The sequence below is a fragment of the Hungatella sp. SB206 genome (assembly GCF_051132295.1).
Taxonomy (GTDB): Bacteria; Bacillota; Clostridia; order Lachnospirales; family Lachnospiraceae; genus Hungatella; species Hungatella effluvii.
In genome coordinates this window covers 2184036-2199284 of sequence record NZ_CP096603.1, presented here as the reverse complement: position 1 = coordinate 2199284, position 15249 = coordinate 2184036, and the positions used below count along the sequence as shown (strand labels likewise).

At 52.8% G+C, this 15249-nt stretch carries 14 protein-coding genes; all 14 read right to left on the bottom strand.

What is annotated here, in order from left to right; genetic code table 11:
* Positions 1–254 precede the first annotated feature (254 nt).
* On the bottom strand, positions 255–1307 hold the full coding sequence (locus tag M1L66_RS09505; RefSeq protein ID WP_002600701.1) for a C40 family peptidase: 1053 nt from the start codon (positions 1305–1307) through the stop codon (positions 255–257).
* A 45-nt stretch (positions 1308–1352) separates the two neighbouring features.
* Positions 1353–2309 carry a bifunctional riboflavin kinase/FAD synthetase gene (locus M1L66_RS09500; RefSeq protein WP_187021924.1) on the bottom strand — a complete coding sequence of 319 codons (957 nt, stop codon included), beginning with the start codon at positions 2307–2309 and terminating at the stop codon, positions 1353–1355.
* Positions 2309–3214, bottom strand: a complete 906-nt coding sequence (gene truB, locus M1L66_RS09495; protein WP_434692509.1) for a tRNA pseudouridine(55) synthase TruB — start codon at positions 3212–3214, stop codon at positions 2309–2311. The genes M1L66_RS09500 and truB overlap by 1 nt, the downstream gene beginning before the upstream one ends.
* 2 nt (positions 3215–3216) lie before the next feature.
* Positions 3217–4176 (bottom strand): DHH family phosphoesterase, encoded by a 960-nt coding sequence (locus tag M1L66_RS09490; RefSeq protein WP_002600704.1) that lies wholly within the window; start codon positions 4174–4176, stop codon positions 3217–3219.
* An 11-nt stretch (positions 4177–4187) separates the two neighbouring features.
* A complete protein-coding gene (gene rbfA, locus M1L66_RS09485; protein WP_055657491.1) occupies positions 4188–4550 on the bottom strand; it encodes a 30S ribosome-binding factor RbfA in 363 nt (120 codons plus the stop codon).
* Positions 4551–4641: 91 nt separating this feature from the next.
* Positions 4642–8025, bottom strand: coding sequence for a translation initiation factor IF-2 (infB, locus tag M1L66_RS09480; protein ID WP_434692506.1), 3384 nt, complete (start codon positions 8023–8025; stop codon positions 4642–4644).
* Positions 8012–8347: a L7Ae/L30e/S12e/Gadd45 family ribosomal protein gene (locus M1L66_RS09475; protein ID WP_002600708.1), complete on the bottom strand. Its 336-nt coding sequence runs from the start codon at positions 8345–8347 to the stop codon at positions 8012–8014. Before M1L66_RS09475 ends, infB begins: the two co-directional genes overlap by 14 nt.
* Entirely contained in the window at positions 8340–8609 is a 270-nt protein-coding gene (gene rnpM / locus M1L66_RS09470; protein WP_002600709.1) for an RNase P modulator RnpM, read from the bottom strand. The genes M1L66_RS09475 and rnpM overlap by 8 nt, the downstream gene beginning before the upstream one ends.
* Positions 8610–8628: 19 nt before the next feature.
* Positions 8629–9849 (bottom strand): transcription termination factor NusA, encoded by a 1221-nt coding sequence (nusA, locus tag M1L66_RS09465; RefSeq protein WP_002600710.1) that lies wholly within the window; start codon positions 9847–9849, stop codon positions 8629–8631.
* Positions 9850–9883: 34 nt separating this feature from the next.
* On the bottom strand, positions 9884–10351 hold the full coding sequence (rimP, locus tag M1L66_RS09460; RefSeq protein WP_002600711.1) for a ribosome maturation factor RimP: 468 nt from the start codon (positions 10349–10351) through the stop codon (positions 9884–9886).
* A gap of 207 nt (positions 10352–10558) precedes the next feature.
* Positions 10559–11737, bottom strand: coding sequence for an ABC transporter permease (locus M1L66_RS09455; RefSeq protein WP_434692501.1), 1179 nt, complete (start codon positions 11735–11737; stop codon positions 10559–10561).
* Positions 11721–12425: an ABC transporter ATP-binding protein gene (locus M1L66_RS09450; protein WP_243270248.1), complete on the bottom strand. Its 705-nt coding sequence runs from the start codon at positions 12423–12425 to the stop codon at positions 11721–11723. The genes M1L66_RS09455 and M1L66_RS09450 overlap by 17 nt, the downstream gene beginning before the upstream one ends.
* Before the next feature lie 19 nt (positions 12426–12444).
* Positions 12445–14073: an efflux RND transporter periplasmic adaptor subunit gene (locus M1L66_RS09445; protein WP_434692498.1), complete on the bottom strand. Its 1629-nt coding sequence runs from the start codon at positions 14071–14073 to the stop codon at positions 12445–12447.
* A 13-nt stretch (positions 14074–14086) separates the two neighbouring features.
* Positions 14087–15175 carry an S-layer homology domain-containing protein gene (locus M1L66_RS09440; protein WP_434692495.1) on the bottom strand — a complete coding sequence of 363 codons (1089 nt, stop codon included), beginning with the start codon at positions 15173–15175 and terminating at the stop codon, positions 14087–14089.
* Positions 15176–15249 lie beyond the last annotated feature (74 nt).

The following is a 15249-nucleotide window of genomic DNA, read 5'->3' as shown; positions in this document are numbered from 1 at the left end:
TGCATGCTGAGTGAAAATTGCTCCGACTGTCCATTTCAGGGGAAGTGTTCCGGCTGGACAGAGGAGCTTGTACTTCAGGCATTACATCATTTAAATACGGAGTCCGAAGGAGAGCAGCGCGTTTAACCGCGTTCCTCTGAACTAAAAGAACGGACAGAAAAAAGCTGGCAAACAGCTTTCTCCTGTCCGTATTCTGCCGCATTCATGGAGGCGTTCTCCTTATCGGCCCGATCTCATCCATGGGGTACTAAAGCCTATGGAATCACTCTCCGTATTGTCACCGGCTTCCGGTAATTCCAGGTTGAAATCTTGATGCCGCTTCTCCGGTTGGCCGCATGGACGATCTTTCCGCCTCCGATATACATGGCGACATGATCGATCGTGCTTCCGCTGGCATAAAACAGTAAATCTCCCGGCTGCATGGCCGTGGAAGAAACCGCCAGTCCCTCCGCGGACTGTTCCCTGGAGGTTCTGTCCAGATGAATGCCGGCGGCGTGTTCCATGACATACTGCACGAAACCGGAGCAGTCGGCTCCCGTATTCGGGTTTGTTCCGCCCCACCGGTATGGATTGCCGACGAAACGCACGGCGTAGTTCACTACCTGCTGGCGAAGGGAATTCTCCACTTTTTCCGCCTCCGGAATGGTATAAGCCACCACCGCGTTGCCCGGCACGTAGGCGTAGCCGTCTTTTTCACCGTATCGGATCTTAATCCAGCCGCCTCCCGCTCTGGAGAGAAAATCATACGTCTCTCCCTCGTGGATCCGGCCCAGAATCTCCGAATCCGTATCCGGAGCGCTGCGGACCCTGAGGGTATCCGTGTTTACGCGGAGCATGAGTTTCATATCGTAATAGGCCGATGCCCTGGCAGCCTGTCCCACGGCGAGATACTTACCCGAGACGTAGCCGGTCACCTGACCCGACTTTATCTTATACCAGCCATGTTCCATACCCAGCACGCTGCATCCGGCATGGCTGTCCATTTTTCCTACTATATCCGCGTCATTCTTTGGTTCTTTTCTGATGTTCAGGGAATCCTCCACCATGGCTACGCCTAGGTTTTTGAAAATATCACGAAAGGTTCCGAACACCACTTTTTCTTGCGTAAGACCGGCGGATACCGCCTGGCTCTCCGTTTCCTCCACAGACTCCAAATGCTTGTCCATGGCCGTCCCGAATCCCGCTATGGAGTTTCCGGACGTGAAGGAAGGTTCCGGCTTCGCCGCCTGTACATCTGCTGTGCCCAGGACCACGGCGCTGCCGCAGGCCAGGCAAAATCCCAGCATTTTCCATGCTTTGTCAGTCATTATGCACATTCCTTCGCAAGTTATTATTCAGATTTGTTGTAGCTGTTATGATAAATGAGTTATCTGCTGATCTGACAGGTTCTTTAAATACGCCAGAGCGTAATCCCTGTCTCTTCCTATCTGCGCCTTCAGCTGCTCAAGTCCGTCAAATTTCTTCTCCGGGCGAATAAAGATAAGCAGCTGTACTTCTATATTCTTCCCATAAATATCCTCATCTATACCAAACAGAAATGTCTCCGCTCCCACAGGGGATTCCCCGCTTACGGTCGGCTTCCTTCCGATGTTCGTCACTCCCCCGTAATAAGTACCTTCTACATAGACCTTTGACACGTAAACGCCAAATGTCGGCAGATGTTTTTCAGGCGGCGGCAGAATGTTGGCCGTTGGAAATCCCAGGACGCTTCCCCCGATATGATTTCCGTGCACCACGGTTCCGTGGATGGCATACGGCTCGCCGAGAAGCTCGTTCGCCTTCTCGATATTTCCGGCATCCAGCTCTTCCCTCACATACGTACTGCTGATATCCCGGTTGTCATCCTGTTCCTTGTGGATGACGATGAGCTCGTACCCGTATTTCGCCTTCCATTCTTCGAGGCGGTCCGCATTGCCGGCCCCCTTATAGCCAAAGGAGCAGTCCGTTCCGACGACGATCACCCTGGCGTGCATGCGCGAAACCAGGATATCCCGCACGAAGTCCTCCGGCGCCATACGTGCCGTCTCCTTCGTAAACGGATACTCCACTAAATAGTCTATGCCGATTCTTTCCAGATTATTCCTTCTCTCCAGATTGGTAGTGATAACCGTCTGTTTCTTTCCCTCTACCAGGCTTCCCGGCGTCATATCAAAGGTAAATACAGCCGTCTTAAGGCCGCGCTCCGCCTTCACCTCCAGCATCTGCTTCAGCAGCTTCTGATGGCCCCTGTGGCGTCCGTCAAACTTGCCGATGGTCACGACCGCAGGCTCCTCAATCTGAAAATCTGTTGTTTCGGTTATATATTCCATCATTTGTTTCCTCCCAGAAAAACCTTCTGAGGCTTCAGTACGTTCTTCTCCCGGTCCAGGGCGTATATCCCGATAAACCGTCCCTGGCTGTCGTAGACCCTGACCGGGCTGTCCTGCGCTGGGGAGTCTCCCTCCGCCTGATTGCGGTAGAACGGATTGCCGTTATGGACCAGCTTATCAAACTCTTCCTTCATCGTAAGAGCCGGATACTCTAAAAATACGGCGTCAACGGCAAGAATATGATCCGCAAGTCCGCCGTCATCCCTCTGCTTTTCAATCTCGGAGAGCGTCAGGCTGTCCTTCAGTTCAAACTGGCCGACTCTTGTCCTCAAAAGCGATTCCATACAGCCGCCGCATCCCAGCTTTCGTCCGATATCGTAGCAGAGCGTCCGGATATAAGTCCCCTTTGTGCATGACACCGTCATGGTCACTCGGGGCAGGGCGATCTCCTCCACACAGATATCCAGGATCATCACCGGTCTTGCCTTCCGTTCCACTTCCCTGCCGGCACGGGCCAGCTCATAGAGCTTCTTCCCATCCACCTTCAGCGCAGAATACATGGGCGGCACCTGGTCGTAATCGCCCAGAAAGCTTATGACCGCCGCTCTCACCTCTTCCTCCGTCACCGCCACCGGATATTCGGCGAGCGTCACACCAGTCGTATCCTGCGTATCAGTCTCGAGGCCCAGCAAAAGCACGGCGCGGTAAGTCTTCGTCCGGTCTGCCAGCAGATCGCAGAGCTTCGTGCCGTTTCCGAGACACACGGGAAGCACGCCCTCCGCCATGGGGTCCAGCGTGCCGGTATGTCCAATTTTTTTCTGTTTTAAAATACCTCTCATTTTCGCAACAACGTCATGAGAGGTATAGCCTTTTTCTTTGTATACATTGATGATACCGTCTGCCATCTTTAAGTATCTCCATTAATTTGTACTGAGATCCGTGCGGATAAGTTGTTGACGACGTCGTGAACACTGCCGGCCATGGTACATCCCGCCGCCTTCACGTGGCCGCCGCCGCCGAAATACACGGCGATCTTACTCACATCCAGATCATTGGTGGAACGCAGGCTCACTTTATACTCGCGGCAGGCCGTCTCGTACATGAAAATGGCACACTCCACGCCCTCCGTAATCCTCAGCTGGTCGATGATTCCATCCATATCGGCGCTGGTCACGCCGTAGAAATCCATGTCCCTCTTATGAATCACGCTGAAAATACAGCGCCCATCCAGGAAGGTAATGCTCTCCAGAAGCGCACGTCCCAGAATCTGGTTCTGAATATACGTTTTCCGGTAAAAGCTGTTGTCGATGATGTGGGGGAAATCGATTCCCTTTGCCATCATCTTTCCCGCGATCTCCATGGTCTTCGCAGAGGTGCAGTCGTATTTAAACACCCCTGTGTCGTGGATAATACCGGTGTAAATGCATTCCGCCACCGCTTTGCTTATCTTCTCTTCCTCCAGAAGGCCGAAGAGGACCTCGCAGGTGGAGCTGGCTTTCGCTTCTACGATATTCTGTCCCGCAAACCCGGTATTGGTCACGTGGTGGTCCACGCAGATACTCTTTTTGGCGCTGTTTAAGTACCGCACCGCCTCACCGAAGCGGAGCATGTCGCTGCAGTCCAGGCAGAGGCAGAGATCAAACTCCGCCTCCACTGAAAAATCGCTGCAGATACGCCCAATATTCTTTAAATAACCGAATTTTATGGATGGTTCCTCTAAAAAGACGGTCACTCGGACATCAGGATAATGTTCTTCCAGGTAGTTGTACGCTGCCAGACAGGATCCGATACAGTCTCCGTCCGGGCGGATATGGCCGATGATCGCCATCGTCTCTACATCCTCAAGCATAGTATCAAAAAAGCTCATGGAAACACCTCCTACTCTTTGATATCTTTCGTTACCTCGTCAATCAGTTTCGACATATTTACCCCATATTCGATGGACTGGTCCAGAATAAATTTGATCTCCGGAGTATTCCGTAAATTCACTCTTCTGGCCAGCTCGCGGCGGATATAGCCCTCCGCACTCTTCAGTCCTTCGATGGTTGCATTGCCGGCTTCCTCGTCACCTAAAACACTGATATATGCCTTGCAGAATTTTAAGTCCGGAGTCACAGAGACTGCAACCACCGTCGTCATGGGATGGATTCTCGGGTCCTTGATCTCCAGGCGGATAATCTCGCTCAGTTCTCTCTGAACCTCCATATTGATTCTTGTATTCTTTATACTGTTTTTACGCATGTTCTTCCTTTCGTTTTGCCGCTCCGCCTTCCGGCAGGATTCCCCGGCTTTCACTTAAGTCCTGGTAATGCAGTACCAGTGCAATGTAGTACTAGCGGGGAACCTCTACCATAGCGTAAGCTTCAATCATGTCATCTTCCTGGATGTCATTGAACTTCTCAAATACAAGACCACATTCGTAACCTGTCGCAACTTCCTTCACATCATCCTTAAATCTCTTTAAGGATGCCAGCGGGCCATCGTAAAGCTGCTCTCCTGCACGTGTAATACGTACGCTGCAGCCTCTCTGGAACTTACCGTCCATGACATAGGAACCTGCGATCGTACCGACGCCGGAAGCCTTGAATGTCTGACGCACAATGGCGTGGCCGATAACCTGCTCTTCAAAGATCGGATCCAGCATGCCCTTCATGGCCGCTTCCACATCCTCGATTGCCTGATAGATTACCTTGTACAGTCTCATATCCACTTTCTCGCGCTCTGCTATGGACTTCGCCGTCACATCCGGTCTTACGTTAAAGCCGATGATGATGGCGTTGGAAGCAGATGCCAGAGATACGTCGGATTCGTTGATGGCGCCAACGCCGCCGTGGATTACCTTTACCATAACTTCTTCATTGGACAGCTTCACAAGACTCTGCTTCACTGCTTCCACAGAACCCTGTACGTCAGCCTTGACGATGATCGGCAGTTCCTTGATATTGCCGGCCTTGATCTGGCTGAACAAGTCATCCAGTGATAACTTAGCTTTTGTATCTTCCAGTAATTTATTCTTGCCTTCAGAGATAAATGTCTCTGCGAAGTTTCTCGCTTCCTTCTCGTTTACAGTTCCTACCAGTACCTCGCCTGCGTTTGGAACGTCGTTCAGTCCCAGGATTTCCACAGGAGTGGATGGACCGGCCTCTTTGACTCTGCGGCCCTTGTCATCCATCATGGCGCGGACTTTTCCGTAGCAGGAACCTGCGGCAACGGTATCTCCTACATGGAGAACACCCTTCTGTACCAGAACGGTGGCAACCGGGCCTTTTCCCTTGTCGAGCTCTGCCTCGATGATTAAACCTCTGGCAGTTCTGTTCGGATTGGCCTTCAGCTCCTTCACCTCCGCAGTTAAAAGGATCATCTCCAGAAGCTCCGGAATCCCTTCCTTGGAGTGAGCAGATACCGGTACGAAAACCGTGCTGCCGCCCCAGTCTTCCGGAATCAGTTCGTATTCGGATAATTCCTGTTTTACTTTGTCAACATTGGCACTCGGCTTATCGATCTTATTGATTGCCACAATAATCTCTACGCCTGCCGCCTTCGCATGGTTGATCGCCTCCACGGTCTGCGGCATCACGCCGTCGTCCGCTGCGACTACCAGAATTGCGATATCTGTGGACTGAGCGCCTCTCATACGCATGGCCGTAAATGCCTCGTGGCCTGGTGTGTCTAAGAAGGTGATCTTCTGTCCGTTAATTTCCACCATGTAGGCGCCGATATGCTGTGTGATACCACCGGCCTCTCTGGAGGTAACATTTGTCTGACGAATCGCATCAAGAAGAGAGGTTTTACCGTGGTCTACGTGGCCCATAACGCATACGACCGGCGGTCTGGCAACCATATCCGCCTCGTTCTCCTCATCCTCTTTTAAGAGCTCTTCGATGACATCCACTTTTACTTCTTTTTCGCAGAGAACTTCGTATTCCATAGCGATCTCTTCCGCCTGATCGAAGTCGATCTCCTGGTTCAGGGTTACAATCTTGCCCTGCAGGAACAGCTTTTTAACGATTGCTGACGGCTGAAGCTTCATCTTCTCCGCTAATTCCTTTATTGTCAGGATCTCAGGAAGAATGATCGTCTTAACGACCTCTACCTTAGGCTCTTCATGTGCCGGCGGCTGGATCGGCGCTTTAAACTTGCCGCCTTTGCCCAGATTCTTCTTTGCGTCGTCGTCCTTGTCTCTCTTGTCGAATCTATCGTTCTTATAGGCGTTTTTATTGCCTCTGTTGCTCGTTGGTTTTGCCTGGATCGGTGTATCAAAGGATTTTGCTCCGCCGTCTCTGCCCGTTCCCGGACGTCCGCCCGGTCCCTGCGGTCTGCCTCCGCGATTATCGCGGTTGCCCTGATAGCCTCCCTGGCCCTGCGGTCTTCCATCACGGTTGCCCTGATAGCCTCCCTGGCCCTGCGGTCTTCCGTCTCGGTTGCCCTGATAGCCTCCCTGGCCCTGCGGTCTTCCGTCTCGGTTGCCCTGATAGCCTCCCGGGCCCTGCGGTCTTCCGTCTCGGTTGCCCTGATAGCCTCCCTGGCCCTGCGGTCTTCCGTCGCGGTTGCCCTGGTAACCTCCCTGGCCCTGCGGTCTTCCGTCTCGGTTGCCCTGATAGCCTCCCGGGCCCTGCGGTCTTCCGTCTCGGTTGCCCTGGTAACCTCCCTGGCCCTGCGGTCTTCCGTCTCGATTGCCCTGGTAGCCTCCCTGGCCCTGCGGTCTTCCGTCTCGGTTGCCCTGGTAACCTCCCTGGCCCTGCGGTCTTCCGTCTCGGTTGCCCTGATAGCCCTGGCCCTGCGGTCTTCCGTCTCGGTTGCCCTGGTAACCTCCCTGGCCCTGCGGTCTTCCGTCTCGGTTGCCCTGGTAACCTCCCTGGCCCTGCGGTCTTCCGTCTCGATTGCCCTGGTAGCCTCCCTGGCCCTGCGGCCTTCCGTCACGATTGCCCTGGTAGCCCTGGCCCTGCGGTCTTCCGTCACGGTTTCCCTGGTAGCCCTGGCCCTGCGGTCTTCCGTCACGGTTTCCCTGGTAGCCCTGGCCCTGCGGTCTTCCGTCGCGGTTTCCCTGGTAGCCCTGACCCTGCGGTCTTGCAGATGAATTCTGGTCGGAACGCGCGTCGGTCTGCTGCGGCTGTGCCTGCGGTGACTGGCCTGCGGGTGCCTGTGTCGGCGGAGCCTGAGTCGGCTGAACCGGCGCTGTCTGGCTCTGCGGTGCCTGCTGCGTATTTGCTGTGTTATCTGCAGCTTCACGCGGCTGGACACTCTGACCGGATACCGTGGTGTTTCCAGCGGTTCTCTGCTCATAGCTGCCGCCCTGATTCTGCGGTCTTCCATCACGGCTTCCCTGATAGCCCTGGCCCTGCGGTCTTCCGTCGCGGTTTCCCTGATAGCCCTGGCCCTGTGGTCTTCCGTCGCGGTTTCCCTGGCCCTGCGGACGCTGCGGCTTCATCTGCGCGTTCTGTGGACGGAAAACTGCTGCTATTTTCTTCTTGTGCGGCTCACCCGCGCCTGCTTCAGTTCTGGCTGAGTCATCACCCGCCGGCTTCTCGGACGCCGGTGTGTTCTGCCTTCCTTCGCTGCTTTTTCCAGCTCCGCCCATCGCTTTTCTCACGATAGACGCCTGGTCATCCGATATATTGGATGAACTCTTTAAATTTATATCGTGCTTTTCCAGGATATCCAGTATCTCTTTACTGCTGTCTTTTCCCAGTTCTTTTGCCAGATCATATACTCTCATACTTACTACCTCCATTTGTATTCAATAGTTTCACGACTGCTTTTGCGAACCCCGCGTCCAGAATGACAAGGGAAGCTCTCATTTCCTTTCCCATTGCATGACCGATCTCGCTCTTTTTACCGAAAAAGTAGATTGGAACTTCATAGTAAGTACACATATTGGTGAACATTTTTCTGGTGTTGTCAGATGCTTCCTCCGACACGATCACCAGGAATGCCTTTCCACTCTTCACGGATTTCTCCGTCATAAATTCTCCGCTTGCAGTCTTCCCGGCCTTTGTAGCCAGACCAATCAGATTAAGAACTTTCTGTCTGTCATCCAAGCTGCTCCATCTCCTTTTCCAACGTTTCGTATACTTCCTTTGGAATCGCCGTCTTAAAGGAGCGTTCCAGACCCTTGTTCTTAACTGCTTTCTTAAAACAGTCCATGGAGGGACACAGATATGCGCCGCGCCCGTTCTTCCGTCCGGTCGCATCCAGCACAATCTCGTCCTCCGCCGTCTTAAGCACACGAATCATCTCTTTTTTACTTTTCATCTCACCACAGCCGATACACTGTCTGAGCGGTATCTTCTTTGTACTCACGTTTCAATCACTTCCCGTTTTATTTTTCCTGGCTGTCTTCCTCTAAGCTGTCTTCCTCTAAGCCGCCGTCCTGGTAATCTTCCTGATCGTCTTCCTGGTAATCCTCCTGGTATTCTGTGTCTCCATCTTCCTGATAATCGCTTTCGTAATCCTCGTAACCTCCGTCTTCCTGATAATCCAGACCCAGCTCTTCGAATAATCCCATCTCTCTGGCCTGCGTCTCACTCTTGATATCAATCTTATATCCTGTCAGCCTTGCTGCCAGTCTCGCGTTCTGGCCTTCTTTACCGATTGCCAGGGAAAGCTGGTAATCCGGTACGATAACCTGAGCTTCCTTTGAATCCTCGTCAGCCACCACGCAGATAACCTTTGCCGGGCTTAATGCATTCTCAATTAAGTATGCCGGGTTGTCGTCCCAGTTGATGATGTCGATCTTTTCGCCGCGAAGTTCATTCACGATGGCATTCACCCTCGCGCCGTTCAAGCCGACACATGCGCCTACCGGATCCACATTCTGGTCGTTGGATTTAACGGCAATCTTCGTTCTGGAGCCTGCCTCTCTGGCAATGGCTTTCATCTCAACCGTTCCGTCTTTTACCTCTGCCACTTCTGATTCAAATAAGCGTTTTACCAAATCCGGATGGGTTCTCGATACGGAAATCCTCGGTCCCTTCGGAGTATCCTTTACCTCCAGAACGTACACCTTGATTCTCTCCGTGGCCTTGAATACCTCGCCCTTCACCATCTCCGCCTCATTTAAAATGGCATCGACCTTACCTAAGTTAATGCTGACATTCTTCCCTAAATATCTCTGTACAATACCGGTAACCACTTCCTTCTCCTGGCAGTACCAGTCGTTATACAGGGCTTTTCTTCCTTCCTCACGGATCTTCTGGAGGATCACATTCTTCGCATTCTGTGTGGCAATACGTCCAAACTTCTTGGAATCGATCGGACACTGTACGATATCTCCCACGTCATATTTCGGATCCGTCATCTTGGCTTCCGCGAGGCTGATCTGAAGCAGCGGGTCTTCCACTTCCTCCACAACTTCCTTCTCCGCGTAAACGGAAAAGTCGCATGTATCGCGGTTCATGCTCACCTTGACATTGTCTGCCTTGCCAAAGTGGTTCTTGCACGCCGTAAGAAGAGAATTCTCGATCGCCTCCAGCAGGGTATCTTTGCTGATATTATTCTCTTTTTCCAGAATATTCAGTGCTTCTAACAGTTCCTTATTCATTTTTTTATCCTCCTACTCTCATCCATCATACTGTTTAGAAATCAAATGCCAGCCGGATTAATGCGATCTCCGGGCGGTTAAATACAAGCTCGGTCCCGTCTTCCACCGTGACAGTCACGGTATTTTTATCATATGCTTTTAAAGTACCCGTATAATCCTTCTGTTTATTCATCGGTTTGTACAATTTAATATCCACATCTTCTCCGATGCTTCTGTCGAAGTCCTTATCTTTCTTAAGCGGCCTTCCCAGCCCCGGTGAACTCACTTCCAGAATATAGCTGTCCTCGATAAAATCCTTCTCGTCCAGCCATTCTCCCAGCCTTCTGCTGACGACCTCACAGTCATCAACCGTAATTCCGCCTTCTTTATCTATATAAGCACGCAGATACCAGTTTCCCGCCTCTTTTACATATTCCACATCAACCAGTTCAAAATGATATTCTTCCATCAATGGAAGCAGATAGTCTTCCGTTTTCTTTTCATAGGTCTCTTTTTTTGTCATGTTCTTCCCACCTTTCTGCACAAAATTGAAAGAGTGGACTCTCGCCCACTCTTTATCAGTCATCTATCATGTTATCGGTACGATTATAGCACTGTTTTCCAGCCATTGCAAGGTCTTTTTTAACTTTCCCCGTAAAACCGGCGTATTTATGCCATTTCCGCCTCATTTTGCGTCCGCTGTGTGCAATTTTTTCTTCCTATATTAATATTAATCACTCCGCAGCGCATCGATAGGATTTAAACCTGCTGCCCGCCTCGCCGGCATATACCCAAAGACCAGGCCGATCGCCGCGGAAACTCCAAAGGAAACGAGAACAGCCGGGAGTGTGGCGGACGCCTTCATATGCATCAGACTCCCCGCGGCCGGAGTGATCACGCACCCCAGTGCGATGCCCACCAGACCTCCGATGGAGCTGGTGACCGCCGCCTCAATGACAAACTGCTGAAGAATGACGGATTTTTTCGCTCCCAGGGATTTTCTGATTCCGATTTCCCGCGTCCGCTCCGTCACCGATACCAGCATGATGTTCATCACGCCGACGCCTGCCACCAGAAGGGAAATCCCCGCGATTCCTCCAAGTGCGGCGGACATCATGGACATGGTGGACTCCATGGATTTTAACATCTCGCTCATGGAACCGATATAGAAATAGTCCGGCGATTTATACTGCCCCTGAAGAAATACGGTCAGAAGGATTCTGGCCGCTGCAATCTCTTCCACCTTATCCACCGTTACGATATACTCGGAGACATCGGCATTCTGATTCATTAAGAGCGCCGTGGTATATGGAAGAAGAGCACGGTCATCCGGACCGCCCTGCTTTAGCTCGTCTTTGTCCCGGCGCTGCAGCACGCCCACCACCTTGACCACATTTCCGTCAAACCGCACGCTCTCCCCTACCGCCGCCTCAGCGCTTCCAAACAGGCGCGTGGCGGTGAAGTACCCCAGCACACAGACCGGCTGTCTCGACGCGATATCCGAATACTGGATATACCGGCCCGCCTCCAGTTTTTTCGCGTCAATGCCGTAAAACTGCTCGCTGACGCCGGAAATCCTGGTTTTCGTCAGCTTATCAGTCTTATGCTTGATCGTCGCCTTCACAGGGACCTGCGGAGATATCTCCTTATAATATGCCCTGTTTTTATTGTAAAACGCATATAAGTCCTGGGGGGAGACTGACCTGGTAGGTGTATTGGTCAGTTGTACCTGAAGCTGATTGGTCCCCATGTCTGAGAAGCTGGCTCTGATGTAGTTCATCTGTCCTTCCACCAGCCCCACCAGAATGATGACCGAAGCAACCCCAATGATGATTCCCAGCATGGTCAGGAAGGAACGCATCTTGTTGCTCAGAATATTTTTGATTGCCATCTTAAATGACTGCCGCATAGTCGTTCACATCCCCATCAAAATTAATCCTGCCGTCGTGAATCCGGATCACCCGCTTTGCCTCCAGGGCAATGGAGTTGTCGTGGGTAATCATCACGATGGTATTTCCTTCTTCGTTCAGCTGCTTTAAAAAGTCAAGAACTTCCCGGCTCGTTCTGGAATCCAGGGCTCCGGTCGGCTCATCGGCCAGGATCAGGGAGGGACTGCCCGCCAGCGCCCTGGCGATAGAGACACGCTGCTGCTGGCCTCCGGACAGCTGGCCCGGCAGATTCTTATACTTATCCGCCAGCCCCACCCGTTTCAGTGACGCCATGGCCCGCTCCCTCCGCTCTTCTCCGTCAATTCCGGCGTAGATGAGCGGCAGCTCCACATTTTCCAGAAGCGTGCTGCGCGTCAGCAGATTGTACTGCTGAAAGATGAAGCCGATCAGGCGGTTGCGGATATCTGCCAGCTGGTTGTCTGTCATCTCCCCAACGTTCTCGCCTTCCAGATGGTACGTCCCGCTGGTGGGCACATCCAGCGCTCCGATAATGTTCATCAGCGTGGATTTTCCGCTTCCCGACTTTCCCACAATGGCTGTCATCTCTCCCTTTTCGATCGAGAGGGAAATGCCGTCGTTGGCCCGCACCTCCTCATCCCCCATTTCGTATATTTTATAGATATCCTGTAAATCAATCAAAGGGCCCATAGCCGTTCCTCCTTTCCTGTTATGGCTCTAACGCCATTTCTTCTCCCATATATTCGCTGCCTGGAGCACTGTCGAAGCCCTGAACCAGGTAGACCTCATCCCCCTCTGAAAGACCCGATGTGACCTCCACCTGCTCGTCGTTCATGATTCCCGTTTCCACCTTCACCTCTCTGAATCCGGCGGGCACCTCCCCCTTCGCCTCCTTCACCGAGGGATCCTTTACATAGACCACATTTCCCCTCATCAGGCTGGCGGCCGGGATGACCAGCGCATTCTTCGATTCCTCCAGAAGGATCTTTCCGTTGACGTTCATTCCCGGCAGAAGTCCCTTCGGGTCCTTCACCGTTACGGAGACGGGGTACGTGGTAATTCCGTTGTTATTGGTGCTTTCCAGGCTCACATTTTCCACAATCCCCTGGAAGGCCGCATCGCCGGCCGCCTCCGCCGTGATTTCCACCGTCTGTCCCGCCTTCACCTTCGATACATCCAGCTCGTCGATGGACATGGAAAATGTGATGGAGGAGAGGTCGTAAATCACCGCCATCGCCCCGTCGCCGCTTGTCTTGCTGGTGATCTTGTCACCGGCCTTCATGTTCTTGCGGATGACGGTTCCCGATATGGGCGCCGTGATGGTGTAGTTATTCATGCTGTTCTTCGTGCTCTCGATCTTATTATTGGCGGAATCCATGGCATCCTTCGCGCTGTCCAGCTTCTCCCGGAAGCTTCTCATCAGCTTATCCGCCGATTCCCGGTCGAAACGGAAGATGGGAGTCCCCTTTGCCGCGTAATCGCCCTCTAAGACGAGGAGCTGTTCCACAGTCACGCTGTCCGGCAAATCCGCACTCAGTATCGTCTCGACTACCGGGCTGAAGGTTCCTTCCAGGCTGCTGCTGTAATCGCCCACCGTCGCGGCCGCCGACTGTTCCGTGGTTAAACCGCCCGGATTGGCCGCCTCAATAGTCACATAGCGCACAATCCGGCCGCCTGTCAGCGTCTCATCCTTTGCGCTGACTGCGGTCACGGTTCCCGGTATCTGTTCTCCCGTGGAAGACAGAGTGGCAAGGGCCGCACTTCCCGCTCCGATGGCCGCCGCTTCCGCGGAAAGGAAGGGAACCTTCAGCCGCATGACGGAATCGTCCGCAATATCCGCAATCTTCGTTCCGCTGGTCACCGTCTCGCCTGCTTTTATGTAGATCTTTTTGATATATCCGCTGTCTCCGGAGCGGAAAACACCGTCGTTAAACCGGCCCTGGGCTCTGGAATAGTCCTTCTGGGCGTCTTCCAGATTCCTCGCCGCTCTTTCCACGGAGTTCTGCGCGGACTTCATCTCCTCTTCCATGTTGCTCACATCGATCCGGTAAAGCACCTGTCCCTTTTCCACCTGATCCCCCACCTCGAAATCGGCGCTGGTGATCTCGCCCTCCACCAGCGAGGATACCTGATAGGAATTCCTCGGCTTCAGCACTCCCGAGGAGGAGAGTCTGGAGCTGATGTCCTGCCGCGTCACCGGCGCGGTCATCGCCTCAGTCCCCTTTCCCGCCCCGGCGCTCCGCCCATGATTCCTTAAGGCCGCGGTTCCCGCCGCTGCCAAAAGCGCAAACGCCGCTGCCACAATGATTACCGTTTTCTTCTTTTTCCTGTTTTTCATGGCCGTTCTCCTGTCAGTCTTCTAAATAATCCAATACCGTGTACGTTTCTGTTCCGTCCTCTTTCACAGTCTTTTCATAGACCAGCGTGACCGTATCCCCGACCCGGACGTTCCCGTACATGGAGAACGCAAACTGCATCTCCGAACTGGTAAGCAGATACTGCTCCCCGCTTTCCTCCAGCATCACGGCGCTGGGTGACATCACGTCCACGGAGGTATAATAGATGTTGGAGACCGTTCCACGGACGATTCCGCGCCTGCTGTCCGACGAATCCTCCGTGTAGGCCCAGATGCTCTTTGATCCCGGGTGATAGTAAAGCAGCACCGCGCCGCCGCTCTCCACTGCGTCTTTCAGTGCCGAGACCGTGGAGGACTCGCCGTTGATAAACACATTGGCCTTATCCAGCTTAAATGGAATATAGCTGGATAAGCTTCTCTTACTGCGAACCAGTTTGGGGCCCTTCAAACCGTTGTCCGCCATCTTTAAAGGATTGATCTCTCCATCGGAGGTCAGTTCGCATCCGAACAGTTTGCCGTAAATATCGCCGCCGTCTTTCGGCTTTGTCTTTAACAGATTATAAAACAGGTTGATACAGTCCCCTCTCGCCAGCAGCTCTGCCGCTTCCCGGTTCACGTTCTCGTCAAGCTTCAAAAAGCGGTACTGGGAGATCCTTCCTCCCGCTTGGCTGCCAGCAAAATCTTCATCCTTATACCCCAGCAGTGCCAGAATGCCTCTGACCGCGTCCTGAAGTGTGACGTTCTGGTCCGGTTTAAACATGCCTCCCAGATAGCCCGTCATATAGCCTTTTTCCACCGCCTTTTTGATGTAGGAGGCGTAGGCGTGATCCTTTCCGACATCCGCGAAGACGGAGCTGCTGCCTTCCGGCGGCACCGAGCTGCCGTAAGGGGAGGCCAGCACCACCATCTTTGCATATTCTGCCCTGGTAACATTTTTTTCCGTGTTAGTCACGTTCATGATCCCGGCCATGCCGACTACTTTCTTTTTCAAATCCATATTAACGGCAGCCAGGGAGGTCATCGGATATACCGCTGTAACCACGATACAGGCTGCCGTCGAAGCTGCAAATAATCGTCTGTTCATCAATTGTAATCCCTCATTTCTCAGAATAAATTCATCTGCATTATAACGTGTAAGGCAGCGTTTTTCCATAATCT

Bases quoted from the DNA above. Each gene is read 5' to 3' on its own strand.
- M1L66_RS09505 (WP_002600701.1), bottom strand. From the start codon at position 1,307: ATGACTGACAAAGCATGGAAAATGCTGGGATTTTGCCTGGCCTGCGGC.
- rbfA (WP_055657491.1), bottom strand. From the start codon at position 4,550: ATGCGTAAAAACAGTATAAAGAATACAAGAATCAATATGGAGGTTCAG.
- truB (WP_434692509.1), bottom strand. From the start codon at position 3,214: ATGGCAGACGGTATCATCAATGTATACAAAGAAAAAGGCTATACCTCT.
- rimP (WP_002600711.1), bottom strand. From the start codon at position 10,351: ATGACAAAAAAAGAGACCTATGAAAAGAAAACGGAAGACTATCTGCTT.
- infB (WP_434692506.1), bottom strand. From the start codon at position 8,025: ATGAGAGTATATGATCTGGCAAAAGAACTGGGAAAAGACAGCAGTAAA.
- M1L66_RS09450 (WP_243270248.1), bottom strand. From the start codon at position 12,425: ATGGGCCCTTTGATTGATTTACAGGATATCTATAAAATATACGAAATG.
- nusA (WP_002600710.1), bottom strand. From the start codon at position 9,849: ATGAATAAGGAACTGTTAGAAGCACTGAATATTCTGGAAAAAGAGAAT.
- M1L66_RS09500 (WP_187021924.1), bottom strand. From the start codon at position 2,309: ATGGAATATATAACCGAAACAACAGATTTTCAGATTGAGGAGCCTGCG.
- M1L66_RS09440 (WP_434692495.1), bottom strand. From the start codon at position 15,175: ATGAACAGACGATTATTTGCAGCTTCGACGGCAGCCTGTATCGTGGTT.
- M1L66_RS09445 (WP_434692498.1), bottom strand. From the start codon at position 14,073: ATGAAAAACAGGAAAAAGAAGAAAACGGTAATCATTGTGGCAGCGGCG.
- M1L66_RS09455 (WP_434692501.1), bottom strand. From the start codon at position 11,737: ATGCGGCAGTCATTTAAGATGGCAATCAAAAATATTCTGAGCAACAAG.
- M1L66_RS09490 (WP_002600704.1), bottom strand. From the start codon at position 4,176: ATGAGCTTTTTTGATACTATGCTTGAGGATGTAGAGACGATGGCGATC.